The sequence below is a fragment of the Methylomonas stagni genome (assembly GCF_050154735.1).
GTDB classification, from domain to species: domain Bacteria; phylum Pseudomonadota; class Gammaproteobacteria; order Methylococcales; family Methylomonadaceae; genus Methylomonas; species Methylomonas koyamae_A.
Genome location: NZ_CP189557.1, coordinates 4,538,208 through 4,561,388, shown reverse-complemented (window position 1 = coordinate 4,561,388; position 23,181 = coordinate 4,538,208). Strand labels below are relative to the sequence as shown.

General features: G+C 54.7%; 23 protein-coding genes. 10 read left to right on the top strand and 13 right to left on the bottom strand.

What is annotated here, in order from left to right; all coding sequences use genetic code 11:
* Positions 1–144: a cytochrome bd-I oxidase subunit CydX gene (gene cydX / locus ACP4CD_RS20860; RefSeq protein WP_064024721.1), complete on the top strand. Its 144-nt coding sequence runs from the start codon at positions 1–3 to the stop codon at positions 142–144.
* Positions 145–179: 35 nt separating this feature from the next.
* Here the strand turns inward: cydX and ACP4CD_RS20855 are convergent, their stop codons facing one another.
* On the bottom strand, positions 180–1,451 hold the full coding sequence (locus ACP4CD_RS20855; protein WP_071156108.1) for an ATP-binding protein: 1,272 nt from the start codon (positions 1,449–1,451) through the stop codon (positions 180–182).
* A gap of 127 nt (positions 1,452–1,578) precedes the next feature.
* Between ACP4CD_RS20855 and ACP4CD_RS20850 the strand changes: the two genes are divergently transcribed.
* Positions 1,579–3,327 carry a bacteriohemerythrin gene (locus ACP4CD_RS20850; protein WP_426992423.1) on the top strand — a complete coding sequence of 583 codons (1,749 nt, stop codon included), beginning with the start codon at positions 1,579–1,581 and terminating at the stop codon, positions 3,325–3,327.
* Between the two features lie 24 nt (positions 3,328–3,351).
* Positions 3,352–4,656, top strand: coding sequence for an HD domain-containing phosphohydrolase (locus ACP4CD_RS20845; RefSeq protein ID WP_426992422.1), 1,305 nt, complete (start codon positions 3,352–3,354; stop codon positions 4,654–4,656).
* Positions 4,657–4,669: 13 nt separating this feature from the next.
* Here ACP4CD_RS20845 and ACP4CD_RS20840 read toward each other — a convergent pair whose 3' ends face one another.
* Complete coding sequence (locus ACP4CD_RS20840) at positions 4,670–5,374, bottom strand: DUF6901 family protein (protein ID WP_064030377.1); 705 nt, start codon at positions 5,372–5,374, stop codon at positions 4,670–4,672.
* A 68-nt stretch (positions 5,375–5,442) separates the two neighbouring features.
* On the opposite strand from ACP4CD_RS20840, the gene ACP4CD_RS20835 reads away from it, so the two are divergent.
* A complete protein-coding gene (locus ACP4CD_RS20835) occupies positions 5,443–6,012 on the top strand; it encodes a response regulator (protein WP_071156114.1) in 570 nt (189 codons plus the stop codon).
* Positions 6,013–6,037: 25 nt separating this feature from the next.
* On the opposite strand, the gene ACP4CD_RS20830 is transcribed toward ACP4CD_RS20835, so the two are convergent.
* The 6 genes from ACP4CD_RS20830 to ACP4CD_RS20805 are packed head-to-tail and all read right to left on the bottom strand — an operon-like array spanning position 6,038 to position 14,054.
* Complete coding sequence (locus tag ACP4CD_RS20830) at positions 6,038–8,161, bottom strand: EAL domain-containing response regulator (protein ID WP_071156116.1); 2,124 nt, start codon at positions 8,159–8,161, stop codon at positions 6,038–6,040.
* On the bottom strand, positions 8,158–10,131 hold the full coding sequence (locus ACP4CD_RS20825) for an ATP-binding protein (protein WP_426992420.1): 1,974 nt from the start codon (positions 10,129–10,131) through the stop codon (positions 8,158–8,160). The genes ACP4CD_RS20830 and ACP4CD_RS20825 overlap by 4 nt, the downstream gene beginning before the upstream one ends.
* Complete coding sequence (locus ACP4CD_RS20820) at positions 10,128–10,742, bottom strand: DUF1638 domain-containing protein (RefSeq protein ID WP_168033230.1); 615 nt, start codon at positions 10,740–10,742, stop codon at positions 10,128–10,130. Before ACP4CD_RS20820 ends, ACP4CD_RS20825 begins: the two co-directional genes overlap by 4 nt.
* Positions 10,739–11,764 carry a uroporphyrinogen decarboxylase family protein gene (locus ACP4CD_RS20815; RefSeq protein ID WP_426992418.1) on the bottom strand — a complete coding sequence of 342 codons (1,026 nt, stop codon included), beginning with the start codon at positions 11,762–11,764 and terminating at the stop codon, positions 10,739–10,741. Before ACP4CD_RS20815 ends, ACP4CD_RS20820 begins: the two co-directional genes overlap by 4 nt.
* A complete protein-coding gene (locus ACP4CD_RS20810) occupies positions 11,761–12,429 on the bottom strand; it encodes a cobalamin B12-binding domain-containing protein (RefSeq protein WP_071156139.1) in 669 nt (222 codons plus the stop codon). The genes ACP4CD_RS20815 and ACP4CD_RS20810 overlap by 4 nt, the downstream gene beginning before the upstream one ends.
* 8 nt (positions 12,430–12,437) lie before the next feature.
* Positions 12,438–14,054, bottom strand: a complete 1,617-nt coding sequence (locus ACP4CD_RS20805) for an ASKHA domain-containing protein (RefSeq protein WP_426992417.1) — start codon at positions 14,052–14,054, stop codon at positions 12,438–12,440.
* Positions 14,055–14,495: 441 nt separating this feature from the next.
* Here ACP4CD_RS20805 and ACP4CD_RS20800 point away from each other — a divergent pair, with 441 nt between their 5' ends.
* Positions 14,496–15,014, top strand: a complete 519-nt coding sequence (locus ACP4CD_RS20800; RefSeq protein ID WP_426992416.1) for an RNA polymerase sigma factor — start codon at positions 14,496–14,498, stop codon at positions 15,012–15,014.
* Between the two features lie 78 nt (positions 15,015–15,092).
* On the top strand, positions 15,093–16,160 hold the full coding sequence (locus ACP4CD_RS20795) for a FecR family protein (protein WP_426992414.1): 1,068 nt from the start codon (positions 15,093–15,095) through the stop codon (positions 16,158–16,160).
* Between the two features lie 190 nt (positions 16,161–16,350).
* Here ACP4CD_RS20795 and vapC read toward each other — a convergent pair whose 3' ends face one another.
* Together vapC and ACP4CD_RS20785 are read right to left on the bottom strand one after the other, a co-directional pair.
* Positions 16,351–16,740: a type II toxin-antitoxin system VapC family toxin gene (gene vapC / locus ACP4CD_RS20790; protein WP_064025561.1), complete on the bottom strand. Its 390-nt coding sequence runs from the start codon at positions 16,738–16,740 to the stop codon at positions 16,351–16,353.
* A complete protein-coding gene (locus ACP4CD_RS20785; protein WP_064025563.1) occupies positions 16,737–16,931 on the bottom strand; it encodes a type II toxin-antitoxin system VapB family antitoxin in 195 nt (64 codons plus the stop codon). Before ACP4CD_RS20785 ends, vapC begins: the two co-directional genes overlap by 4 nt.
* 202 nt (positions 16,932–17,133) lie before the next feature.
* Between ACP4CD_RS20785 and ACP4CD_RS20780 the strand changes: the two genes are divergently transcribed.
* The 3 genes from ACP4CD_RS20780 (at position 17,134) to ACP4CD_RS20770 (ending at position 20,428) form a co-directional block, all read left to right on the top strand.
* Positions 17,134–18,879 (top strand): TonB-dependent siderophore receptor, encoded by a 1,746-nt coding sequence (locus ACP4CD_RS20780; protein ID WP_426992413.1) that lies wholly within the window; start codon positions 17,134–17,136, stop codon positions 18,877–18,879.
* Positions 18,861–19,613: a TonB-dependent siderophore receptor gene (locus tag ACP4CD_RS20775; protein ID WP_426994719.1), complete on the top strand. Its 753-nt coding sequence runs from the start codon at positions 18,861–18,863 to the stop codon at positions 19,611–19,613. The genes ACP4CD_RS20780 and ACP4CD_RS20775 overlap by 19 nt, the downstream gene beginning before the upstream one ends.
* Positions 19,614–20,263: 650 nt before the next feature.
* Positions 20,264–20,428 (top strand): hypothetical protein, encoded by a 165-nt coding sequence (locus tag ACP4CD_RS20770; protein WP_168033238.1) that lies wholly within the window; start codon positions 20,264–20,266, stop codon positions 20,426–20,428.
* A gap of 184 nt (positions 20,429–20,612) precedes the next feature.
* On the opposite strand, the gene ACP4CD_RS20765 is transcribed toward ACP4CD_RS20770, so the two are convergent.
* The 3 genes from ACP4CD_RS20765 to ACP4CD_RS20755 all read right to left on the bottom strand — a co-directional run bounded on the left by ACP4CD_RS20765 (position 20,613) and on the right by ACP4CD_RS20755 (position 22,212).
* The gene (locus ACP4CD_RS20765; RefSeq protein ID WP_071156126.1) at positions 20,613–20,903 is read right to left on the bottom strand and encodes a type II toxin-antitoxin system RelE/ParE family toxin; all 291 of its coding nucleotides are present in this window, start codon (positions 20,901–20,903) and stop codon (positions 20,613–20,615) included.
* A 1-nt stretch (position 20,904) separates the two neighbouring features.
* Positions 20,905–21,165: a type II toxin-antitoxin system ParD family antitoxin gene (locus tag ACP4CD_RS20760; protein WP_071156128.1), complete on the bottom strand. Its 261-nt coding sequence runs from the start codon at positions 21,163–21,165 to the stop codon at positions 20,905–20,907.
* Positions 21,166–21,678: 513 nt separating this feature from the next.
* On the bottom strand, positions 21,679–22,212 hold the full coding sequence (locus ACP4CD_RS20755) for a hypothetical protein (RefSeq protein ID WP_071156130.1): 534 nt from the start codon (positions 22,210–22,212) through the stop codon (positions 21,679–21,681).
* 373 nt (positions 22,213–22,585) lie between these two features.
* On the opposite strand from ACP4CD_RS20755, the gene ACP4CD_RS20750 reads away from it, so the two are divergent.
* A complete protein-coding gene (locus ACP4CD_RS20750) occupies positions 22,586–23,125 on the top strand; it encodes an RNA polymerase sigma factor (RefSeq protein WP_071156132.1) in 540 nt (179 codons plus the stop codon).
* Positions 23,126–23,181 lie beyond the last annotated feature (56 nt).

Here is a 23,181-nt window from a genome sequence, read left to right as displayed (position 1 = left end):
ATGTGGTACTTTGCCTGGATACTCGGCGTCGGCTTCGCCGCCGCTTTTGCGATCATCAACGCGATGTGGCTGGAATCGGTCTGCGATATCGACCGCCACGGCGTGGACGAATCCTGCGATCATCTACGCCAACGCAACGACTGACGGCAGACCCGGCCGCGCCCGCGCGGCCGGGTTTCTTATGTTTGGGAGATAGGCAACACGACTCGAAACGTCGATCCCCGCCCGAGTTCACTACTGACTTCCAGCCGTCCGCCGTGTTTTTTGATGATGTTTTGCGATACCGACAGCCCCAACCCCGTCCCCTTTCCGACCGGCTTGGTGGTAAAGAACGGCTCGAACAGACGGTTGAGATGTTCGGGAGCTATGCCTTCGCCGGTATCGGCGATCTCCACCCACGCTTCGGCGCCGGCCGTACCGGTGCGAATCGCGATCTCGCCCGTGGTCTTGATGGCTTGGCCGGCGTTGATCAGCAGATTCATGAATACTTGGTTCAGCTGTGACGGCAGACAATGGACGGGCGGCACTTCGCCGTATTGTTTGCTGACGGTGCAATGGTATTTCAGCTCGTTCCAAATGATGTTGAGCGTCGAATCCAGACCCTTATGCAAATCGGCCGTTTCCCACAGGTTTTCGTCCGCGTGGGAGAAGTCCTTCAAATCCTGGATGATGCGCCTAACCCGCGCCAAACCTTCCCGCGATTCGGCAATCAACTCGGGTATGTCGTTGCGTAGAAAAGCCAAATTCTTGGCCTGTTTTAGCGCGCGAGCCCGCGCCAATGCGTCGCTATCGGTTTGACCGCCCGCCACCGCCGCGTCGCAGGCGTCGAGCACGGCAAACAGATCGGCGATATAGTCGTTTAACGCATTCAGATTGGACGTGACGAAGCCGATCGGGTTATTGATTTCGTGAGCCACGCCGGCCGCCAATTGCCCGATCGCCGCCATTTTTTCAGATTGCAGCAATTGCAGATGCACGTGTTGATTTTCCTGTTGCCGGCGTTGTACTTCGGCCTCCAGAAAAGCGTTTTGATTTTGCAACCAATCCCGGGATTTCTTCAGTTCCAGATGAGTGCGCACCCTGGCCAACAAGATCGACAAATGGCAGGGTTTATTGATGTAATCCACCGCGCCCAATTGCAGGCCGCGTTCTTCGTCGCTGCCCGAGGTGAGCGCCGTGACGAAGATCACCGGTATCGCGGCGGTGGCCGGATCGGCCTTCAAGCGTTCGATGACTTGATAGCCGTCCATGTCCGGCATCATCACGTCGAGCAGAATCAAGTCCGGACATCCGCCGGCCCGTATCAGTTGCAAGGCCCGTTCGCCCGAATTGGCCACCAGCACGTCGTAATACGGTGCCAGCGCCTGTCCGAATACCGTCAGATTGGTCGGATCGTCGTCGACCAACAGGACAGTCGCGTTAGAATCGGTATCGGAAGTTGCAATGTCCATCGGATCGCTTACAGTTATGAGGGTATGAGCTAAAGGCTGAGGCTCCTCGGCCGACAACCCTGTTTGATAAATCATTCTCCGGGTATTATCCGGCCTTCAAATCCAGAGAACCAATGTTAATACATCCATGGCTATATTAACCTGGAGCAATCAGCTCAATGTCGGCATTCCTTCCGTCGATGCCCAACACCGGCGGTTGGTGGAAATCCTCAACCGGCTGGACGAGGCGGTCGCGGTCGGCGACGAGCCTCGCGCCATCTTGGATCTGGTCGCGGCATTGATCGATTACACCGATTACCATTTCAAGCACGAAGAAGAGCTGATGCGGGCCGGCAATTACGCCGCCGACGACTTCGAGCTGCATTGCCAGCAACACCGAGACTTCGTCGCTACCGTAGTGGCCGAGCAACAAAAAGCCATCGCCGAACCCGATCGGGTGTCCAATGCCTTGCTGGAATTTCTGGTCGGCTGGCTATCGTCGCACATTCTCTACGCCGACAAGAAGATGGCTCAGGCCATCAACGACACGCATCCGGACAATCCGGAAGCGCTGAAGCAACAGCAGACCGACATCATGCAAAGCAACTTATATTCGGCGTTACGAGAGAGCGAAACTCGCTTTCGAGCGCTAGCCAACCTGTTGCCGGCGCTGATCTGGATCACCAATGCCCAGCACGTTCCGATTTTCTGCAATCGCTATTGGCTGGAGACCTTGGGCTTGGCGAAAACCGAACTGAACCTGGAAAATTGGATGCAATTGATCGACGAGCAAGACCGGGCCAGGGTCAGACAAAGCTATTTGCAGGCGGCGGTGGATTTACGGGCGGTACAGCTCGAATACCGGCTGCTGCCCGCCGGCAAGGCGCCAATTTGGGTGCTGGAAACCGCGGTTCCCAGACTACGCGGCAACGGCCGGTTTGCCGGCCTGATGGGCTGCGGCATGGACATCAGCGTGCAAAAACAAGCCGAAACGGCGTTGGAGGGCTTAGTCGAACAGCGCACTCAGGAGTTGCGGATCGCCAACGAAACGCTGCTGATCGAGAAAAACCAGGAAAGCTTGCTGAACCAACAACTCAAGGAAGCGCAAAACCACCTGCTGCAATCGGAAAAAATGGCGTCGATAGGCCAACTGGCGGCCGGCGTGGCCCATGAAATCAACAATCCGCTCGGCTATATTTACTCGAATCTGAACACGCTCCGCCAATATCTGCAAGACCTGTTGAAACTGAGCGAAGCCGGCGAACGCTTGGCGGGCCAATTGCCGGCCGATCACGCCGAAGCTCAAACCTTTCGCAACCTGCAAAAATCGCTGGACCTTGCCTTTATCAAAAGCGATCTGCCGGATCTGGTAAACGAGGCAATGGAAGGTGCGGTGCGCGCCAAAAAAATCGTTCAGGACCTGCGCGATTTCTCGCGGATCGATACCCAGGAGCTGGCGCCGTTCGATTTGGAAGCCGGCTTGAACGCCACGCTGAACATTATCAACAACGAGCTAAAATATAAGGCCGAAGTCGTCAAGGAATACGCCGGACTCAAACCCTTCGCCTGCGTCGGCGCCCAACTGAACCAAGTATTCATGAATCTATTGGTCAACGCCGCGCAAGCCATCGACGACTTCGGCAAAATCACGATACGGACCGGTTACCAAGACAACGATTGGCTGTGGGTAGAGATCGAGGACAGCGGCCGCGGCATTCCGGCCGACATCCGCAATAAAATCTTCGATCCGTTTTTCACGACCAAACCGGTCGGCAAGGGAACGGGCTTGGGGCTGTCGCTCTCTTACAAAATCGTCCAGGATCACCGAGGCCGCATCGAACTGGAATCGACGCCCGGACAGGGCAGCCGGTTTCGGGTGTGCCTACCCATCCGCTAATCCGCCGCAGGCAAGGTAACGACCATGACCGACCCGACCGCCACCGAATCCGCCGCCGCGCCGATCAATCTGCTGTTCGTCGACGATGAAGCCAACATTCTGAAGGCCCTGCGACGGCTGTTTCGCGGCGGCGATTATCGGGTGGAAACCGCCGAAAGCGGCGCCGAAGCGCTGGAAATTTTGGCCCATCAACCTATCGACTTGATCATTTCGGACATGCGCATGCCGCAAATGGACGGCGCCGAATTCCTGACCCGCGTCGCCGAGCGCTGGCCGGACACGGTCCGTATTCTATTAACCGGCTACGCCGATCTGGAATCGACCGTGGCGGCGGTCAACAAGGGACGGATTTATTGCTATTGCAGCAAGCCGTGGGAAGACAACGAACTGAAAATTCTGGTCAACAACGCCGTCGAGCAAAAGCGTCTGCGCGACGAACGCCAGCGCCTGTTCGGGATCATCAACCGCCAAAACGAGGAGCTTAAGGAACTCAACGTCCATCTCGAGGAAAAAGTCGAGCATCGTACCGAACAGCTGCGGCTGTCGTTGCAAAAGCTGGATCGAGCTCACAATGCCTTGAAGCGGCAGTATGTGGATTCGGTAAAAGTCTTCGCCAAAATCGTCGAAATGCGACCCGGCATCAAGAGCGGCCATTCGTTGTTCATCGCCGAAAACGCCCGCAATGTCGCGCAGCGGCTGGGCTTGAGCGCCGACGAAGCGCGCGACGTACTCTATGCGGGCCTGTTGGCGCAGATCGGCAAAATGAGCCTGCCGGACGAATTGCTGCGGCAACCGCTGCACCTGATGTCCAGCCACGACAAGAAGCGCTATTTGCAAAACGGCCGGGAAGGTTTCAATCTGCTGCAAGGCATCGACGCCCTGCAAAATGCCGCCAATATCATCCACCACCAATACGAACATTTCGATGGTTCCGGCGAACCCAACTCGCTGCACGGTTCGGAAATTCCGCTGGGCTCCCGCATCCTGGCGGTGGTCCGCGACTATATCTGCTTTCTGGACGGTTTCATCACCGGCTCGGCGATGACGGTAGACCAGGCCAAAAGCCGCTTGCTGTTGCGCAAACACAGCGATTACGATCCGGATGTCGTCGAGTCCTTCTTGCGATTGTTGTCGGAAACCAGTGTCGAAGACACGCGGCCGGTCATCGAAATTTCCTGGACCCAATTGCAAGCCGGCATGGAAGCCGCCGAAATCATCTGCAACGACGTGCTATACCTAAAGAACACGATCCTGACCGCCGCTCAGGTGGATAGCATCCTGGACATGCGCAAGCGCAGCAAAAACCTGGTGCTGCGTATCCGGGTCTAGCGGGCAACGCCGCTCATTTCACGCCGTAACGTTTGAACAAATAACGCAGGTCTTCCAGGCCGTCCTCGATAGACCAGGTCACCGATTGCGATAGCAGATCGAGCACGATGATCGCATTGACGGTGGCGTCCTGACTGCTCGCCGCCTTGAAGCGCCGCGTCAGGGCTCGATTGACGATCTGCAACTGTTCGTAAATGTCGCTCAGTCTGTCCAGCTCCAACCTCGCCTCGCGGCCGTCCTTGTGCAAGAAATATTGCGCGAGCAAAAACATCGACGTCGTCCGGTAAACCGTTTCCTCGGCACTGGCCAGCGGCAAATGAAAATGCGCCATCGGTTTTAGAAACTCGGTATGCGGACAAGGACTGGTTGCCATGATCAAACCGAGGATGGAACTCAAGGCGCGCTGCAGCGTGGTTTCGCCGCTGACGCTACGCTCGGTGGTGACGACTTCCACCTTGACATTGGTATAGGAAACCAAGGTCCCGCTCCACTCGATCAACGAAATCAAATTGATCGCCACCGGGCAAAACGGCGAACGCTCGACCGACAACGGGCAGTTTTCGCACTGCTGGTAATCCAGCTTGCTCCAGAACGGCGGGGCCTCCGGCGGCGGCGCGACCAACGTTTCCGAACCCGCGTCGATCTCCAGCAGCAAATCCCGAGAACTGCCGTCCTCGAAGGTCAAGGTATATCGAAAAAAGTTGTTTTGCTTGTACACGGCCGCGAAAACCCTAACTATGATTATGTTATTGACGCAACGAGCCAACGACCCGCCTCCCCACGCCGATGAACGCCCAACCCGCCCGCATCCTGATCGTCGACGACGAACCCAACATCCTAAAAGCCCTGAACCGGCTGCTGCGCCCCTACCAGGTCGTATCCGCCGACAGCGGCGAGCAGGCGCTGGTGCTCGCCGGCAAGCAACCGTTCGATCTGGTGATCAGCGATTACCGGATGCCAGGCATGGATGGTATCAGTTTTTTAATGAAATTCATGGTTCTACAGCCGGACGCCGTTAGACTGATCCTGACCGGTTACGCCGACTTGGAAGCCACGCAACAGGCTATTAACGAGATTGGGGTATTCCGATTCTTGAACAAACCCTGGAACAACCACGAAATCGTCAACGCCGTCGAAAAAGGTCTCGAATTGAAACGGGTGTTGTTGGAAAACCGGCGACTGGCCGATCAGGTCCGCGACCAACAAACCCGCCTCGACCAGCAAGAGGCGATTCTACGCGCCCTGGAAGCCGAAGAACCCGGCATCACCAAGGTCAACTGGGGGCCCGACGGTTCGATTATTCTCGATCCCGCCGACCTGGACGACAACGAGCCGCTCAACGACTGGAAACGCTGAGCTTGGCCGCGCCAAGATTTCGCGTTCATTCCTGGTCCGAGGCCAAACCATTCCCCAAATCCAGCCACTGGGGATTCGGCTGCCAATTGGCGATCCAATCGGCCAATCGCGCGGCCGGAATCGGTCTGGCAATACAAAAGCCCTGCGCCTGTTCGCAACGCAGTTTCAACAATTGTAAACCCTGCTCGACGCTCTCCACGCCCTCGGCCACCACCTGGCGGCGAAAGCTGCCGGACAGGTTGATGATGCCCTCGACGATCGCCAAGTCTTCGGGATCGCGCAAGATATCGCGGATAAAGGATTGATCGATCTTCAGCACTTCGGCCGGCAAGGCTTTCAAATAGGTCAACGACGAGTAACCGGTACCGAAATCGTCGAGCGCGAACGTGACGCCCATCTTCTGGCATTCGCGCATGACCTGGTAAACCCGGCCGATGTCGGCGAGCGCGGCGGTCTCCAGAATCTCCAATTCCAGACAAGAGGCCGGCAAGTCGGGGTGGTCGTTCAGATGCGCCGCCAAGCGCCTGGTGAAATCCTCGCGCAGCAAATGCCGCGGCGCGATATTGATCCCGATCTTGATCGTCAAACCGTTTCGCCGCCATTCTTCCAGATGATCCAGCACGCTGCGCAAAACCCAATCGCCAATCTCGACGATCAAATCGCTGTTTTCGGCGACCGGTAAAAACTCTTGGGGCAATAACAGCCCGCGTTGCGGATGGCGCCAACGGATTAAGGCCTCGGCGCCGAGCACCTTGCCGGTGCGCATATTGACCTTGGGCTGAAAAAATAACTCGAACTCTTGGTTGCGCAAGGCTCGTTCGACGTCGGCCAACGCCCTGCCTCGCTCGTGTGCGGCCTTATCCGACGCCGGATCGAACAAATTGTGACGATTCTTGCCGGCGTGTTTCGCGCCGTACATAGCTTGATCGGCATGCCGCAGCAAGGTATCGGCATCGGCGTCGTCATCCGGAAACAAGGTAAAACCGATGCTGGCCGACACCCGTAACGCCAGATTGTCGATCAAAAACGGCCTGGCCACCGCGGCCAAAACCCGCTGCAAAATCGATTCGCATTCGTCGCGATCGGGCAAGTCCAGCAACAGCAAGACAAACTCGTCTCCGCCGATCCGCGCCACGGTGTCGCCCGCCCGCAAGCATTCGGTTATGCGCCGGGCAATCGCAATCAACAACTGATCGCCCAATTCGTGACCGTAACTGTCGTTGATCGGCTTGAAACCGTCCAGGTCCAAATAGCAAACCGCCATCTGCCGTCCCGAACGCCGGGTCTGGGCAATCCCCTGAGTCAGCCTGTCGACCAGCAGCAAGCGATTGGGAATCCCGGTCAACGGATCGAAATGAGCGATTTGCTCCAGATCGTGCTCGTGGTTTTTCAACTGAGTGATGTCGGCAAACAGACCGATGAAGTGGTGAATCGCGCCGTTCTGATCGCGCACCACCGAAATCGAACTGAGTACCGCGTAATGCCGGCCGCTCTTGTGGCGATTCCACAGCTCGCCATGCCAATAGTTTTGCTCCAACAGCGTGTGCCACATCGTCTGGTAAAACTCGGCCGGCTGGCGGCCGGATTTCAGGACCCGCGGATTTAGCCCCAACACCTCGTCGCGCTGATAACCGGTGATTCGGGTAAACGACGCATTCACATCGATAATCAGATTGTCGGCATCGCTAATGACAATGCCGTCATGGGTGTGGGCGAACACGCTGGCCGCCAAGCGCTGCTCGGCCTCCCGCGCCAGCAGCGCCATCCGCAAGCGCTCCCGTTCCAGCAAATTATGAATCCGCAATCTGGCGACATTGATGTCGATGGGCTTGGTCAAATAGTCGGTGGCCCCCAAGGCCAGCCCGGCCATTTCGGTATTTTTCTCGTTGAGAGCCGTCACGAAAATGATGGGTATGTCCTTCAAGCCGGCATCCGCCTTAAAGCGCCGGCAGGTCTCGAAACCGTCCATGTCGGGCATCATAATGTCCAGCAACACCAAATCGGGTGGGTCGTCCTGAGCCAGCGCCAGACCTTTCGCGCCGGACGTGGCGATTTGAACCGAATATTCGTCCTGCAACGCCATGCCCAACAAGGCCAAATTGGCTGGCGTATCGTCGATCGCGAGGATTTTTAGTTGACGTTCGCTCATAGCGGACCGCTCCCGGTCGAGGTTTCGGCGCGCAAAGCCCGTAACCGGACCAGCGCCCGGTCGAAACTCATGTCGTTGATCGCTTGCCCCACCGCCAGAAACCGGTTTTGCAGCGGACTGCCTTGCAGCAACTGTTGTAAGGCCTGGTATTTGCCGACCGCGTTGAACAGATTTTTTTCCAATAGCCCGTCCAGTTCATCCAACATAACCGCGATCCGCTCCGAGTCCAGTTGCACGGCGGATTCAGGCACGGTTGCCGCCGCTTCGACAGTGTGCCATCCGGGCAAAAACCGGGCGAGTTGGCCCTTCAAGGCGCTCAGCTCCAAGGGCTTGACCAATACGGCATCCATCCCGGCATCCAGACAACGCTGCCGATCTTCGGCAAAGGCATGACCGGTCAGCGCCACGACCGGCACGCGCCGGCCGCCTTCCCCAGCTTCCCTTTGCCGCAGACACCGGGTTGCTTCGTAACCGTCCATGTCCGGCATGCGGCAATCCATCAACACCAGATCGACGGCCTGTTCGGCCAGCACCGCGAGCGCGCGCCGGCCATCCTCGGCACTGATCAGCCTGACCCGCTGGTCGGACAACATCGCTTCGACGACCGCCCGATTGGTTTTATCGTCGTCGACGATCAAGATATTCGGTATCCGCCCATCGGTCGGCTCGACGATTTGCCGGCGGGGTTCGCCGACCGACGGCATTGGATCGGCTGCCGGCTCGACCTCCGTCGGCTCGCCGCGCACCCGAAACCAAAAGCGGGCGCCCGAGCCCGCCGCGCTGTCGACGCCGGCGCATCCGTGCATCAGTTCGGCGAAACGCCGTACGATGGATAGCCCCAAGCCGGTGCCGCCGAATCGGCGGGCGGCACCGGTATCGATCTGAGTGAACGGCTTGAACAGCAGTGCTTGTTGCTCCGCCGGGATACCGATGCCGGTATCGCTGACCGAAAACTCCAATTCGGTAGCGCCGGTTTCGCCGGCCAGTTCCCGACCTTCGATCCGAATTTCGCCGCGCTCGGTAAATTTGATCGCGTTACTCAGCAAATTCGACAGCATTTGCCGCAAGCGCACCGGATCGAGCAAATAATGCCGGTCGGGCTCCGCCAGCCAATCGGCGTGTAGCGACAAGCCTTTTTGGCGGGCGCTCTCGGCGTAAAGCTGACGCGTTTCTTCGATGATCACGGCCGGCGCGACGGCGACTTCCACCAATTCCAGCTTGCTGGCCTCGATTTTGGAAAGATCGAGGATATCGTTCAACAAGGCCAACAGGGTTTTCCCGGAGGTCAGTATGGTTTGGGCGTACTCGCGATGCTTTTCCGGATTGCCGCCCGGCAGGCTCAATAATTGGGCCATGCCCAGAATACCGTTCAGCGGCGTGCGGATTTCGTGCGACATCGTCGCCAGAAAGTTACTTTTGGCCCGGTTGGCGGTTTCGGCGACACGCGTCTTGATTTCGTTATTCAAGATCAAGGCCATATGCGAAAGAAAGGGTTGTAGATAGTCGCGCATTTGTGCCGAACCCAATAAATCGGTCATTTTGACGACGCCGATCAGTTCCTTGCCGACCAGCAACGGCATCACCCAAGTGCAGGCCACCGGCACCTCGGTACCGCGCAACAAAGTGTGCCGGGCGTCGCTGGCGGATTCGATAAAGCGCTGGCTGCTAAAGGCTTCGGCGACCAGCGGGTCTCCGATCTCGGTCAACACGCAACGCTCGCCGAACAAATTGGCGTAATGGAGTTTGCCTTCGTCGAGATAGTAAATTTCCACATTACTGCCACCCAAGGTGCCGCAAAGCGCCGCCATCCAGCTTTCCAGCAAACTCTCGACGCCGGCGACGGTATTCAGCAATTCGACCATGTGCAACACCAAGTATAAATTGGCTTTTTCTTCGGATAACTTACGGACCCGCGCCTCCAGGTGCTCGATGCGCTGTTGCAGATGGCGAGGATCGGCCGCCGCTGTCATGATTCCTCGGCCAAACGGCGTTGAATGGCATCGGCCAATACCCCTTCCAGGTGTTCCAGGCTAACGTCCCGCCATAGCAACGGCAAATCGACGAAACGGGCGGCAGCCTCGGCGGCCGACGTGAAGTCGCCGTTGCAAGGCGTGCGCAAAGCCAGAATATATTTGTGGCTGCTATGAAAGATTTCCCGGACTACGTCCAGTTTGGTGCCGAAGCAGGCGGTAATCATCGGCTCCCAGGTCAACGCCCAATCTTCGACCAGAAAATACGCGCCCTTCTCCAGTTCTTGCATGAACGCCTCGTAGCCGAGCAGCATGACGATGCAATTTTGGCCGTGGGTCCGGCAGGTGTGGTGCTCATCCAGGAAATGTTCCATCAAGGGATGGCAACCGCCGTAAAACACCACGGTTTTTTCGCCGGCCCGCTCGCGCTCGGTCAAGGCCTGATTCAATTCGTCCGAAAGCCGATTGAGATAATTGTGCAACGCGGAATCCAAAAAATAGGTGTGCACGTTCCAGCGGTTCTTTTCGATCAGCAGATCCACTTCCTTGCGTAGGATGCCGCAGCCGACCATGGTCAGCGGCGGGTCTTGCTTGAGTTCGAAGCTTTTCATTCCAGCCTCCCGTATTCGAAAGCGGCATCGACCATCGCGCGGATGTTGGCTTCCGGCACCGCCAACGGCATCACACCGTTGCCGAACAGAAAATGGCCGCCGGGTTTGCCGATGTCGAGGATGCGCTTGACCTCGGCCCGCGTCTGCTCGGGCGTCCAATGAATCATTTTAATGTCGTCGATGACGCCGCAAGTCAGCCCGCGCGCGCCGATCAACCGCTTGGCCTCCGCCAGATCGGCCAACGGGCTGATATAGTGAGTGCGGATATCCAACTCGTCGAACACCCAATCGATGACGTCGTTAAACGGCGCCATGCCACAGTAATAGACCACGTTTTCCACGCCGTCGGCCAAATCCCGTTTCATCCAGGGCAGCACCAGGTTTTCGATCTGCTTGCGGCTAACGAAGGCCGGCGAGCCGAACGGCGTCGAATACACCAATACATCGGCCCCGGCGGCACGGAGAGCGGCGATTTCCTGGCGGAAGAATGCCGAGCACTTACTCAGCAATTCATCGCGCAGATCGAAGGGGCCCAGCAAAAACAACTCCAGCCACTTGTCCATCCCCATCAAGATGGCCGGCAAGGTGGTCGAGGCGGTGATGTACGCGCAAATCGGATGAGTGCCGCCCACTTCGGCGCGCAAAATCCGCAAGCAATCCGCCATGGACTGCCAGGCCGGTAGCAAGGTGATGTCGGCCGGCACCTCGAATTTAGCGATGTCGTCCAAATTCTTAATCACGAAATCGGCGACATTGGGCACGCCGTCGTCGGCGAACAATATTTCCCGGCAACCCAACAACTCGGCTTCCTTGCCAACGTAATGCAAACTCCACACGTTGTCGTGGCCGTACAATTTCAACAGCCGCAATTGCGCCTCGGCCACCGCCGCGCCGTCGGCGAAATAATCCTTGGCCCGCATGCCCAGCAGACCCGCGCCGTGGTCTAACAGATTACAGAACACCGGGATACGCGGCGCCGGTTCGCCGGCGATCGCGGCGGCGAGAATTTGCGACGGGGTCATGGCTTCACCTCCCGAATCAAATCGACGATGACCTTCGCGGCGGTCACCCCGTCGGGCGCCCAGGCATCGGCGCCGACCTTGATGTACAACGCCGGGTCGAAGCGGTAAGGCGCTCCGCCCACCGCCAATTTAATCCGGCCTTCCAAGCCGCGTTCCTTCAGCAAGGCCCGCACCCGCGTGCTGCCTTTCTCGCCGGTCGCGGTGTGGACCATCATCGCGGAAATCGCAATCACCTGCGCGTCTTCCTCGACCGCGGTATCGACGAATTTTTCGGCGCTGACGTTAGTGCCCAAATCGACGACATCGACCATCAGCGACTTCAAGCAACCGCTGACGATGCGTTTGCCCAAGGAATGCAGATCGCCGTAAGCCGCGCCGATGACGACCCGGCCTATCATTTCCGGCGGTTTCCGGAATTTTTCCAGCATGCGCTCGGTCACGTCGGCGGCGATCTGCGCGGTCATGAAATGCTGAGCCAGATTGGCGTCCGGATCTTTTTCGATGATTTCCATCATCTGTTCGACGGCCGGAATCACCAGTTTGAAGACCACGTCCTCGGCACTGAGTCCTTGTTCCAACGCTTGATTGACGACAGCGAAAGCCCCTTGTTTGTCGGTTTCGAAAACCGCCTCGTTGTAAGACTTGATGTAGGACTCCAAATCCATGATCGCTCCTAATTGGGCATCGGGCATAAACGCAGATGGTCGATAAAACGCGCTTCGTAAGCCGGGGAGTCGCCCAGATTGACGACACCGGCCCGCGCCAAAATGGCCTGCAGCCGCGATTCGCCCCGAGCATCCAACAGCAATTGCTCGCATCCGGCCAATCCGGCATTCGCCATAATTTTAGTGCGCTCCGCCGACAATGCCGGCAACAAACCGACCCGAACCGCGTGACGCAAATCCAGATGCCGGCCGAAGCTGCCGCAAATCCACAGCGTGGCCAGATCGGCGAGCTCCAATCCGGCATCGGCCAACAGTTGCGCCATCGCGGCGGCGGCCGACGCCTTGGCGCGTTGAAAGGCATCGATATCGCCAGGGAAGATCGCGGTGCGCGGCACGGCCGGATCGAGGCGAAAGCCTTCGACCGGCGGCGCTTCGGCAAACCGCCCGGAGGGCTTGAGCAACCCGGCGTCCAACAACAATGCGATCGCGTCGATAAAACCGCTGGCGCAGAAACCGCGCGCCGGCCGGTCGCCCAGGGTATGCCATTGCCAGCCTTGTTCATCCTTGGCCACGCGAGCGATCGCGCCGGGCTCCGCCGACACGCCGTTACGCAAACCGACGCCTTCGAAGGCCGGCCCGCCCGGCACCGACGTGACGGTCAAGCGGTCACCGTCCCACAAGGCAATTTCGGTATTGGTCCCGAAGTCGGCCAACATCATCGGCTCGGCCTGCTCGGTGATGCCGGTGGCCAGCACGTCGGCCAACAAATCCGAACCGATAAAGCCGGCCAGCGGCTGCACGATACGAATATCCGCCGCCGGCGTGCGCCAGTCGCGACGCCAGACATCAAGATCGTTCGGCAGGCAGGCAATCGGCCGCCGCCAGTTCTCCGGCCGATAGAGCTTGTCGCCGTCGCCGCCGCAAATCAGCGTCAGCATCGCGGTGTTGCCGACGATGACCGCTTTACCGAGTTGGGCCAGAATCGGCGTGATTTCGCCCAAGTCCCGGCTCAGAATATCGCGGATACCGTCCATCACCGCGTCTCGGGCCAGCCGGCCTATCGGCCGATCCGCGCCGTCGCGGCTTTCCGCATCCAGCCGGGTCAACACGTCCGCGCCGACGGCGATTTGCGGATTGACGCCGATGCGGGTGCCGATGCGCCGGCCGGATTGGCGGTCCCAAAACGACAAGCGGATATGGGTGGTCCCCAAATCGACCGCGACAGCGTAACGGCCGCCGCTAAGCTCGGGTTCGCCCGGCCAGCGGTCGCACCCGTCTTCGTCCAGCGCCAGCCAAACCGATGCCGGCGCCGGGTTGTCCAGATACAGTTCGCCCGGCCCGCGCGGCCACAACTGGCAGGCCAAGCGCACGCCGGCGTCCCGTTCCTCGCGGGGAATTTTTTGATATTCGGCCAAAGTCGGCGGATTGAAGTCGCCGCTCACGATCCGTATCAAGCACGCACCGCAGGTTCCCAAGCCGCCGCAAGCCGCGCGCACTCTCAAACCGGTGGCGTCCAGCGCTTTTCGCACCGAAATATCGCCGGTCAACGCTAACGTCAGTCGCTGGTCGGCGCTGGCGATCGTCACAGGCCAAACCGGCGGGGTCTCCATGGATTGATCCGCCAAAACCGCTCTCCAGTAAATTGCCATCCCTGAAAAAGCCTTCCACCAGCCGGCCGGGGACTCTCTCGGCCAGACCTCCCCCACCACCCCGAAAGCCCTGTGTTTGACCGAGACCTTGAACTGCCACCGATCGGCTAACCAATCTACTATAGTCCGAAAACCGGCCGCCGACCGTCGAAACGCTCGCGCCTAGCCGCCAGCAAACGACTCATTCTCCGAAAAAAATGTGGATTGCGTGGCGCCGATTCGTTTGATCCAATAGGACACCTGAAACTTGACCGGCATGGCCGATCGGGCCGGCCAACGCTAAACCAGTCGCGGCGCATTTTGCACAATCCAGCAAGAGCGCGACTTGGCCTATACCGCTCGGCTCGCCCGATCACCGTCGCGGCCCCTCCGGAAACGAACCGCCGTCCCTACGGAATTTGAACACTGTTGCCCCACATGGCCTTATCGATAGACGACATTAGCGGGATCTACTTCTGCGCGCGACCGCAACTCCAGCAATTTCTGGTTCGGCGCGTGCACTGCCCGGATACCGCCGCCGAGCTGCTGCAAGAAGTGTATTTGCGCCTGCCGCACCTGAAACCGCCGCCGCAAACCGAAGGCGAGGTTCGTGCCTGGCTGTATCGAGTGGCCGGCAATCTGTCGATAGACCACATCCGCGCCGAAAGCCGCCACGCCGAGTTATTGGAACGGTTTTGCGGCGACGCCGGCGAAGAAGACGTGACGGCCGCGCCGGACCACGTCGCGATGTTCTGCGAGGAAATTCAACGGGTCCAGGCGCTATTGGCGCAACTACCGCCGCGTTGCGCGCAAATCCTGCGGCTGAATCGGCTGGAAGGCTTGACCTACGCCGAAGTCGGCGCCCACCTGGGTATTTCCCGCAGTCTGGTCGAGAAAGAGATGGTGAAAATCCTGGACCATTTGCGCGCGGGGCTGGACGACGAGGACGAGGCGTGATGAATCGGCCGCCAAAATATGTGCCGCAACGTTGGTTGGTTCGTTATTGGGGTATCCACTTCGCTCAAGGTAAGGCCTATGTCTAGCTCCGATACCCACCGCCCAAACCGCGAAACAATCGAACGAGAAGCCGTGGTTTGGCTGGCTCGGCAACTGTCCGGCGAAATGACCGACCGGGAACTGGCCGAGTATCGAATCTGGTTGGCCCGCGACCCGCAGCACGCCGCCGCCGACCGTAAAATGCAACGCCTGGCGCGCCTGCTGCCGCAAGCTATTGGCGCGGTGGACGCCCAGCCAAGCGCCACGGCCATCGCGCCGTGCCCGCGCACACCGGACGCCAAAATGCCGCCGCGCCGGCGGATGTTCCGGCGGGCGGGATCTCTCGGTGGCGGGCTGGCCGTCGCGGCCAGTCTGGTTTGGGCGGTCTGCGGCGGCTATTGCGTCAATTGGCTGTCCCATCCTTGGGCCGACTATCGAACGCTGGTGGGCGAACAGCGCACCGTTCAATTGAGCGACGGCAGCACCGTCCATCTGAACACCGATACGGCGCTAGACGTCAACATGAGCGCCGGCGAGCGCCGCGTCCAGCTACTGCGAGGCGAAGCGGAATTCGAGGTCGCGCACGACAGCCAACGCCCCTTCCGGGTCACCAGCGGCCAAGCCACGACCGAAGCGCTCGGCACGCGTTTTGTGGTGCGTTACGCCAACGCGGCGGGCGATGTTACCTTGCTGGAAGGCAAGGTACGCACCACCCGAACCAATCATCAAGGCCAGCTACTGGGCAATGTCATCCTCGAGCCGGGGGAGCATATCGCGTTCAACGACGATCAACTCGGCGCGGTGCAAGCCACCGACTTGTCGATAGCAGACGCTTGGCGCAGAGGCCGGATAGTGATGAATTTTGTCCCGTTGCAAGATGTCGTCGACGAAATTAACCGTTACCGCCCCGGCCATGTGTTTTTACTGAATTCTGAACTGGCGCAACGCAAAATCCACGTCGCCATGGACGTCAAACGTATCGATGATTGGCTGAATGCACTGGGTAACACGCTACCGGTTCAAGTACTGCATGCCGGGCATATTGTGGTGTTGCAAGGGCGACAGATTACAACTGACGATCATGAAACAGCTGCATCGCCCCGGTAAACGAAAGTCAGTGGCACGGGAACGGCTTTAGCCGCTATTGACAGCGTTCCGACACCGGATTGAGTGACGGCGTCCGGTGACTTTCATAGTAAGCCAAATAAGACTGGCTGCAGAAATCCCGCCCATCATGCAATTTCCAGTTCATCGGCAACGTCGGCGAACGCTTGTCGTAGCTTCCTTAAACCGCATCTCACACCACCTGTAGACCCAAGAATTGTTGAAAAGCTTGAAAATCCTTGTCCGAATGCAACAACGGCATCTGGTTTTCGATACAGTAAGTTGCAATGATGGTATCGATGGTTTTTCGAATGGTAATGCCTTGTTTACGCAGATGTCTGAAATTATCGGCGGCTTTTAAACTCATTGCCGTTCCTAACAGGGCATGTACCGGCAAGGCACACAGTAATTTTTTTGCCGCTTGATAATCCTCATCTTGCCGAAACCCTTGCAACACTTCCGCCAGAATCAAATCGCCAGTGCAGACAGGCTGCACACCCAGCAAACCATCCAGCTTTAGGGTTGCCAGCGTTTCTGTGCCGTTGAAATAATCGATCCAGACGCTGGAATCGACCAAAATCATCGGTCAGCGCGCATTTGTTCTAAATCGCCTTCCCATTTTAATTGACCTTTGAAGGCTTTGATGGCTTCTTGCTGCTTTAACATCAGCAAGGTTTTTAAACCCAGCTCAACCGCCTCGCGTTTGGTTTTTAAGCCCGTCAGGCTTAAAACATCGGCCATCAATGTTTCATCGATCATGATATTGGTACGCATCGCAATCTCCATGTGTATGACTTTTGAAAACAATACACCAAAACAAGAATATGTAGCCAATTAAATGCAAGACAATGGCTGTATTTTTCTCAGCCACTCTATCCGGCAGTGCCGCGACAATTTGCCACAGCAGAATTTTTGAGTCTTTGCATGGGCAGGGGCGTTATCTAAACGGACATTACAAAAACAAGGAACCCTACCGATGAAAAACGTTAAAACCCTTTCCAAACGCCCAGCGGCATTGACGCCGCAACTAGCCTTTAAATCAGGCAAAATCCCTTTGTACCTTGGCCTGGCGGCATTGATCGCACCGACGATGTTGTTAGCGACCGAGGTTGGCAATAGCGCCACCGGCAGTCGCGCAAGTACCGCCACCCACAGCTTCAATATCGCCAAACAACCTCTGTACGCCGCGCTGAATGCGTTGGCCGAACAAGGCGGCGTGCAATTTGTGTTTACAGAGGAAATGGTTAAAGGTTTGACTTCGCCGGGTGTTAGCGGGCAATTGTCTATTGACGAAGCATTGACCCAGGCGCTGAAAGGTACCGGGCTGGGTTATCGGATTGGCAATGGCAATACCGTCACGTTGGAAGTTAAGCCGGTTGATGCGCCGAGTAGCAACGCCAATCCAGCGACTTTGCCGGCGGTGAAGGTGGTGGGGAAGGCGGTTTATGATTCGACTGATCCATATAATCCAGATTACAGTTTGCCAAACGCTTCTACAGCGACTAAGACTGATACGCCGATCATGGAAACTCCAATTGCCATCCAGGTCGTTCCCAAAGCGGTAATACATGACCAACAAGGGGTTCAAGTTGGTGACGCCATTAAAAATGTTAGCGGTGTATTTCCGGGGCAAACACAAGGAGGATTTGCCGAACAATTCATGATAAGAGGGTTTAATACCAATTTCTCTAACTACTATGATGGATTTAGGTTCCCTGCCAGCCGTCTTTCACTCGCGAATATTGACCACATTGAAGTTGTGAAAGGTGCTGCTGCGAATCTCTATGGAAGAATTGAGCCTGGCGGCATGATTAACATGGTAACTAAAAGACCTCAAGCAACGCCGTATTATTCATTAGAACAACGTTTTGGTTCATATGACCTGTATCAAACATTAGGAGATGCTACGGGGGCGATCAACAATGATGGCTCATTGATGTACCGAATAAACTTTGAGAATTTAAATAAAAACTCTTTTAGGGATTTTGGATTTACAGATCGAGTTTTTGTAGCGCCTTCTTTAACGTGGAAAATAAGCGATCGTACTCAGTTAGACTTTGATTTTATGTATTCAGATGAGGATACAAGAGATGAAAGTGGCGTCGTAGCTAGCACACTAACTCACAGGCCATTAAAGATTCCTATTTCTACTTATCTTGGAGAACCATCTACAGACAAGAGTAATACTAAACTTTATAACTCTGGTGTAACACTATCACATAATTTTAACGATGACTGGAAGCTTAAAGCTAAATTCAATTATTTGAAAAGAGATGCTAATGATCCTTCTACCACGCCTAATGGCTTCATAAGTGAAGCGAATGGTATTGTTAGTAGATCATTTTATTCATCGAATTCGTCTGACGACGCATATAATGGAACTGTTGACATAACAGGAAATTTTTCAACCTGGGGATTGAAACATAAAGCTCTCATTGGCTGGGATTATTACAGCATCGAAACTAACTTAACAGCCAGATCTGGAAATGCCAATAGCATTAATATTTATAACCCAATATATTCACCAATAACACCTCCATCAGTAAATGGGTATTTAAATCAACCAATTAATTGGAATGGTGTATATTTTCAAGATCAAATCACAATTCTGGACAAACTCCATATCTTAGGTGGCGGTCGATACGACTGGATTTCCTCTTCATCTGGATTTTCAACTTCCTCTATGGATTTGGCGCTTGAGGCATCAAAAAAGGTCAATTAGATAACCAGCGTTTTAGCCCAAAAGTTGGCTTAGTTTACCAACCTTGGGATTGGTTATCTTTATATGGAAATTACGTTGAATCTATCGGAAACTTAAGTAGCCGTATAGGGCCAAATGGAAATGTGCTTCCACCTGAAACTGGCGAACAATATGAAGTCGGATTCAAAAACTCTTTCTTCGACAATAGATTAAGTTCAAGCGTTTCATTTTTTCAATTAACAAAACAAAATCAAGCCTACAGACTTTTTCCTACTAATTTTTATGAGCCAACTGGAAAAACACGAAGCGAAGGTGTCGAGATTGATATTAGTGGTCGAATTACTGACAATTTAAGTCTGATTGGTAGCTATGCATATACTGAAACATCCATAGTAAAAGCAACAAGTAATCAGGGTAATCAATTATGGAATGTTCCTAGAAATGCAGGCAGCTTATGGGCTAAATATGATTTCACGCAAGATGAGTTACGTGGGTTAAGTGTTGGTGCTGGGGCATACTTCCAAAGCCAAAAACAAGGCAACAATGCTAACACCTACCAATTACCTGGCTGGGGAAGATTAGACGCAATGATTAAATATCAATTGCCATTTACTCAAAAATCCAAAACCACATTGCAATTAAATGTTGAAAATCTACTTGATCATGAGTATTACGCCGCAAGTTCTGGCAATCAGTTTTTTGTGAATCCTGGGGCGCCAAGAACATTTATAGGCTCTGTCAAGGTCGAGTTTTAATTTATGGGCCGTTGGGGTGAAGTAACGAACCCCAACATTTTTAACGACTTGAACTTTACAAATCATTGGCTGTTTTGTTGGCTCAATGTCTCGCTTTTATGTTTGGTTGGTGGCTCAATGGTTGTCGTGTTGGGGTTCCTATCGTCATCCCAATCTACGCTCCCCAAATTTTTGGTCGCCCATACTTCAGTCAAACCGCCCGTTAACTCGGTAAGTTGGGGTAAGGTAACGAATCCCAACATTTTGACCGGTTTGGCCTTTGTTGGTTGCCGATGGCTTTATTGGTCGAAATGACTCGCTTTCATATATGGCTGGCGGCTCAAAGGTTGTCGTGTTGGGGTTCGTGCATCACCCCAAATATAGGCTCCTCGCCAATTGCAAGGCAAGATTGCCCAAAATAATGTTTCCGACTTAATGACACCTCTAGTTGGGGAGAGGAGTCCATGTATTCAACTTACGCGCTGAATGCCTTGCCCAGCCATACTTGCTCGCGTTAACCGCAAGCCGGTAGCGGCTAGAAGCTAAGGCTTTTCGCCTCACAGCCTTGGCTTTTAGCGACTCGCGCAAGCAGAAAAGCCTTAAGCGAGAGCTGATTTGCCCAATCCGCAAACCGGTACAGCTGCGAAGTCGCGCCTATTTGCCAGGAGATCATGGCTTTTAGCTGCGACCGTCAGGCGCTTCAGCTCACGCTTAACCCAAACCTCTTCGAGCTCCGGGCATTTTGGTTCTGGTTCAAGGCTGAACAGGTTCAACCACAAGGCTATTTGCGTTGCGCGACCGGCAAAAAGCCTTACCAGACCGGCTTTTTGCCGTAAGCTTCCGACGCGCAAGCTCGCGGCAGAACCGTTTTAATTAATGGCCTCGTCCAGTCTGAAAATGGATGACATTCGGAGAAGCAGGGGTCAGCGAATAACTTGGTACGCATAACGTACCTTATTGCTGCGGCTGGATATGTTTGCGTCGGGAAATGGTATGCAATGCATACGTTCGACTGAATTTTTATAAATGCGCTGTGTAATTCATTCTGTCATGAAGTACCCGTACAATGTGAATTTTGGTTGCTGTAATACGGTAAAAAACCAAATGGCGATTGATGTGAAATTGCCTATATCCTTCACGTATGTAATCACAGGCAATACCCAATTCCGGATTTTTAGCGATTAAAACGAATGAAGCATTTAATTCATCAAAATAGCAATCCGCCTGCTCATCTCCCCAGTTATTAAATGAGTATAGCCAAATACATTTTAGGTCCTGTTTCGCGAGGACCTGAAGATGGATTTTTCGCATTTCAGGTTAAACCGGCTTCCTTTTTTGCTTCCAGTTTAATTGTTTCCATATGTAATTCGCCAGCATCACCACTCTCTTCGCCTTCAATTAGGGCTGTGCGTAAAGATTGCAGTTTTGAGTTAGCTTCTCGCTCTTCAAGCAAACGTAAGGAATCGCGCATAATTTCACTTACGCTTGCATAACGTCCACTCTCTAGCAACGACTCAATCAGGCTATTCCAGTGCTCGCCGAGGCTAACAGTTTGGGTTCGTGCTTGCGCCATGTTGTTCTCCTAGCCGGTTTACGAGAGGCTATTGTAAGATACATTCTTACACTTCGGAAAGCCTTAATTTCCGGTATGTATTAGCACACGCACCAGCCAATTGAGCCTTTACTACTGACGGGAATATACAGCTGTGTAAATCATCTACTAATGAGGTGCGTTCAATGAAACAAATGAGTTATTAATTTTTTTATTTTACTATTACACTTCGACTCTGTTTTTGCTGTTGGAACATCTGAAAATGGCTGTTTTGAGCGACAAGGCCGTAAGGTGCAAAATTGTAGGGCAATGGCCAGCGTCCCAACTCCATGAAAAGCGAAAGCGTCCAAGCGTTGTGCTCCCAAGCCGGAGCTTGGGAACCAGGATAAATCGCGCCACAAACCCCGATGCGCCGCTCGGCAAACCCCGACAATATTATCTGGCTAGGTAATAAATAGCCATTTCGTAAAATCGGAATATTGTCGCCTTCGGAGTGTAATCTTTAGAATACTTCTTAGTTTAAGCCATCATCCGTTAATACAGCTTTGGAGGATTCCCTTTATTTTCGACAACGCTAGCAACATAACCCGTCCATTTTTTGAATATTTGTTTCCATTCGTCAGTGAGAAGATAATCCTTCGCCGGCAAATCCAAATTAAACTCAGGCATGTAGGACCCCAATATGCCTTTTTCTAGAATTCCGTCGGCAAAAACCCCATGTTCTCTAAGAATTAAAACCGGCAAACCTATCTGAAAAGCCATCGCCGGTTCGATATGTGAATACGGGCTGGTTAACCAAGTCTCACCCAATGATTTTTCCGCCTCCGACCCAGGTTTAAATACACCTGTCAAGATTTTACTACGCCGAAAAGCAATGGTGATGATGCCATTCGACTCCATCATAATTCTACGAATCGCTCTCAGCGGGGACTCCATATCGTAGTCGGTAACGCCCAACGTTCTCGGTTCCAATTCGTTGTTGTGCAAATAGTTTACTAGCCTCTCAATGAAATCTTGTTGTGCTTGATTAAAAGGATTTGGATAACTTAGAAATATAGGCGTTTTCATTGTTTTTAATATAAGAGTGAGGCGAATAATGGTTTCCGTATTAGCGGCTTAAAAACCACATATTGATCCTGAGGTTTTATTCGAACTCATTATGCCGCTATTTATAACTCGCAGACAGATCAATTGAACCGACATGCGCAAAACCCTGGCGCTCCCCGGTTTCTATCGAGGCTTCCCCTAGGGCCGCAAGGCGGATAAGCGAAGCATCATCCACCGATAAAACCGTCGATTACCCGAGACTGCCCCGCCCTGTTTGACAGGGTTGTAATAGACGTACGACTTAGTCGGCATCATCGCGAGCGAGCCCCGGCCGATATTGTCGCCAGTCCGCCGGCCGTGGTCTAATGAAAAAGGACTTCCACTCAATCGGACGATGTATCGCTTCTCACCGGATTTTGCCAACGACCTGATTCAGCGTCACCGCGACGAGTTGCTGGGGTTTCTGGCGCCTCGGGTTCGTTGTCCGGAGACCGCGGCCGACATCTTGCAGGATGCTTTTTTTCGTTTGACGCAGTTCGAATCGGAAAGTCAGATCGCCAATCCGCGAGCTTTTTTGTACAAAGTGGTCGGCAATTTGGCGATCGATCATTTGCGTAAACATCAGCGCGAGGCGGAGCGGCACGCCGCCGAGGAAGAACTGGCGGAACACGCCGACGCGACGCCCGACCTGGAACGCCAAGTCTACAGCCGGCAGAAACTGCTGCATTTGCAGCAAGCGGTCTCCGAATTGCCGCCCAAATGCCGGGAGGTGTTTGTGCTGCATAAGTTTCACCATTATCCCTACTCGCAAATCATGCGCGAATTGAACATTGCAGAAAGTACGGTGTTGAAACATATCAACAAAGCGCTGGAACATTGCCGCCGACGCATGCGCGAACTGGAACTGTCCGAGCGGGAGCGTCACGATGCGTAACGCCGCTGACCGCTCGGTTTGCCCAATTATTTCCCGGCGGATGTCGCCGGTGGCCG

What these genes read in the sequence shown, in the direction of transcription:
- cydX (WP_064024721.1), top strand. Translation starts at nt 1, where the DNA reads ATGTGGTACTTTGCCTGGATACTCGGCGTCGGCTTCGCCGCCGCTTTT.
- ACP4CD_RS20835 (WP_071156114.1), top strand. Translation starts at nt 5,443, where the DNA reads ATGAACGCCCAACCCGCCCGCATCCTGATCGTCGACGACGAACCCAAC.
- ACP4CD_RS20770 (WP_168033238.1), top strand. Translation starts at nt 20,264, where the DNA reads ATGGCTTTTAGCTGCGACCGTCAGGCGCTTCAGCTCACGCTTAACCCA.
- ACP4CD_RS20760 (WP_071156128.1), bottom strand. Translation starts at nt 21,165, where the DNA reads ATGGCGCAAGCACGAACCCAAACTGTTAGCCTCGGCGAGCACTGGAAT.
- ACP4CD_RS20780 (WP_426992413.1), top strand. Translation starts at nt 17,134, where the DNA reads ATGAAAAACGTTAAAACCCTTTCCAAACGCCCAGCGGCATTGACGCCG.
- ACP4CD_RS20855 (WP_071156108.1), bottom strand. Translation starts at nt 1,451, where the DNA reads ATGGACATTGCAACTTCCGATACCGATTCTAACGCGACTGTCCTGTTG.
- ACP4CD_RS20815 (WP_426992418.1), bottom strand. Translation starts at nt 11,764, where the DNA reads ATGACCCCGTCGCAAATTCTCGCCGCCGCGATCGCCGGCGAACCGGCG.
- ACP4CD_RS20755 (WP_071156130.1), bottom strand. Translation starts at nt 22,212, where the DNA reads ATGAAAACGCCTATATTTCTAAGTTATCCAAATCCTTTTAATCAAGCA.
- ACP4CD_RS20810 (WP_071156139.1), bottom strand. Translation starts at nt 12,429, where the DNA reads ATGGATTTGGAGTCCTACATCAAGTCTTACAACGAGGCGGTTTTCGAA.
- ACP4CD_RS20750 (WP_071156132.1), top strand. Translation starts at nt 22,586, where the DNA reads ATGTATCGCTTCTCACCGGATTTTGCCAACGACCTGATTCAGCGTCAC.
- ACP4CD_RS20825 (WP_426992420.1), bottom strand. Translation starts at nt 10,131, where the DNA reads ATGACAGCGGCGGCCGATCCTCGCCATCTGCAACAGCGCATCGAGCAC.
- ACP4CD_RS20845 (WP_426992422.1), top strand. Translation starts at nt 3,352, where the DNA reads ATGACCGACCCGACCGCCACCGAATCCGCCGCCGCGCCGATCAATCTG.
- ACP4CD_RS20795 (WP_426992414.1), top strand. Translation starts at nt 15,093, where the DNA reads ATGTCTAGCTCCGATACCCACCGCCCAAACCGCGAAACAATCGAACGA.
- ACP4CD_RS20850 (WP_426992423.1), top strand. Translation starts at nt 1,579, where the DNA reads ATGGCTATATTAACCTGGAGCAATCAGCTCAATGTCGGCATTCCTTCC.
- ACP4CD_RS20765 (WP_071156126.1), bottom strand. Translation starts at nt 20,903, where the DNA reads ATGCGAAAAATCCATCTTCAGGTCCTCGCGAAACAGGACCTAAAATGT.
- ACP4CD_RS20820 (WP_168033230.1), bottom strand. Translation starts at nt 10,742, where the DNA reads ATGAAAAGCTTCGAACTCAAGCAAGACCCGCCGCTGACCATGGTCGGC.
- ACP4CD_RS20785 (WP_064025563.1), bottom strand. Translation starts at nt 16,931, where the DNA reads ATGCGTACCAATATCATGATCGATGAAACATTGATGGCCGATGTTTTA.
- ACP4CD_RS20800 (WP_426992416.1), top strand. Translation starts at nt 14,496, where the DNA reads ATGGCCTTATCGATAGACGACATTAGCGGGATCTACTTCTGCGCGCGA.
- ACP4CD_RS20830 (WP_071156116.1), bottom strand. Translation starts at nt 8,161, where the DNA reads ATGAGCGAACGTCAACTAAAAATCCTCGCGATCGACGATACGCCAGCC.
- vapC (WP_064025561.1), bottom strand. Translation starts at nt 16,740, where the DNA reads ATGATTTTGGTCGATTCCAGCGTCTGGATCGATTATTTCAACGGCACA.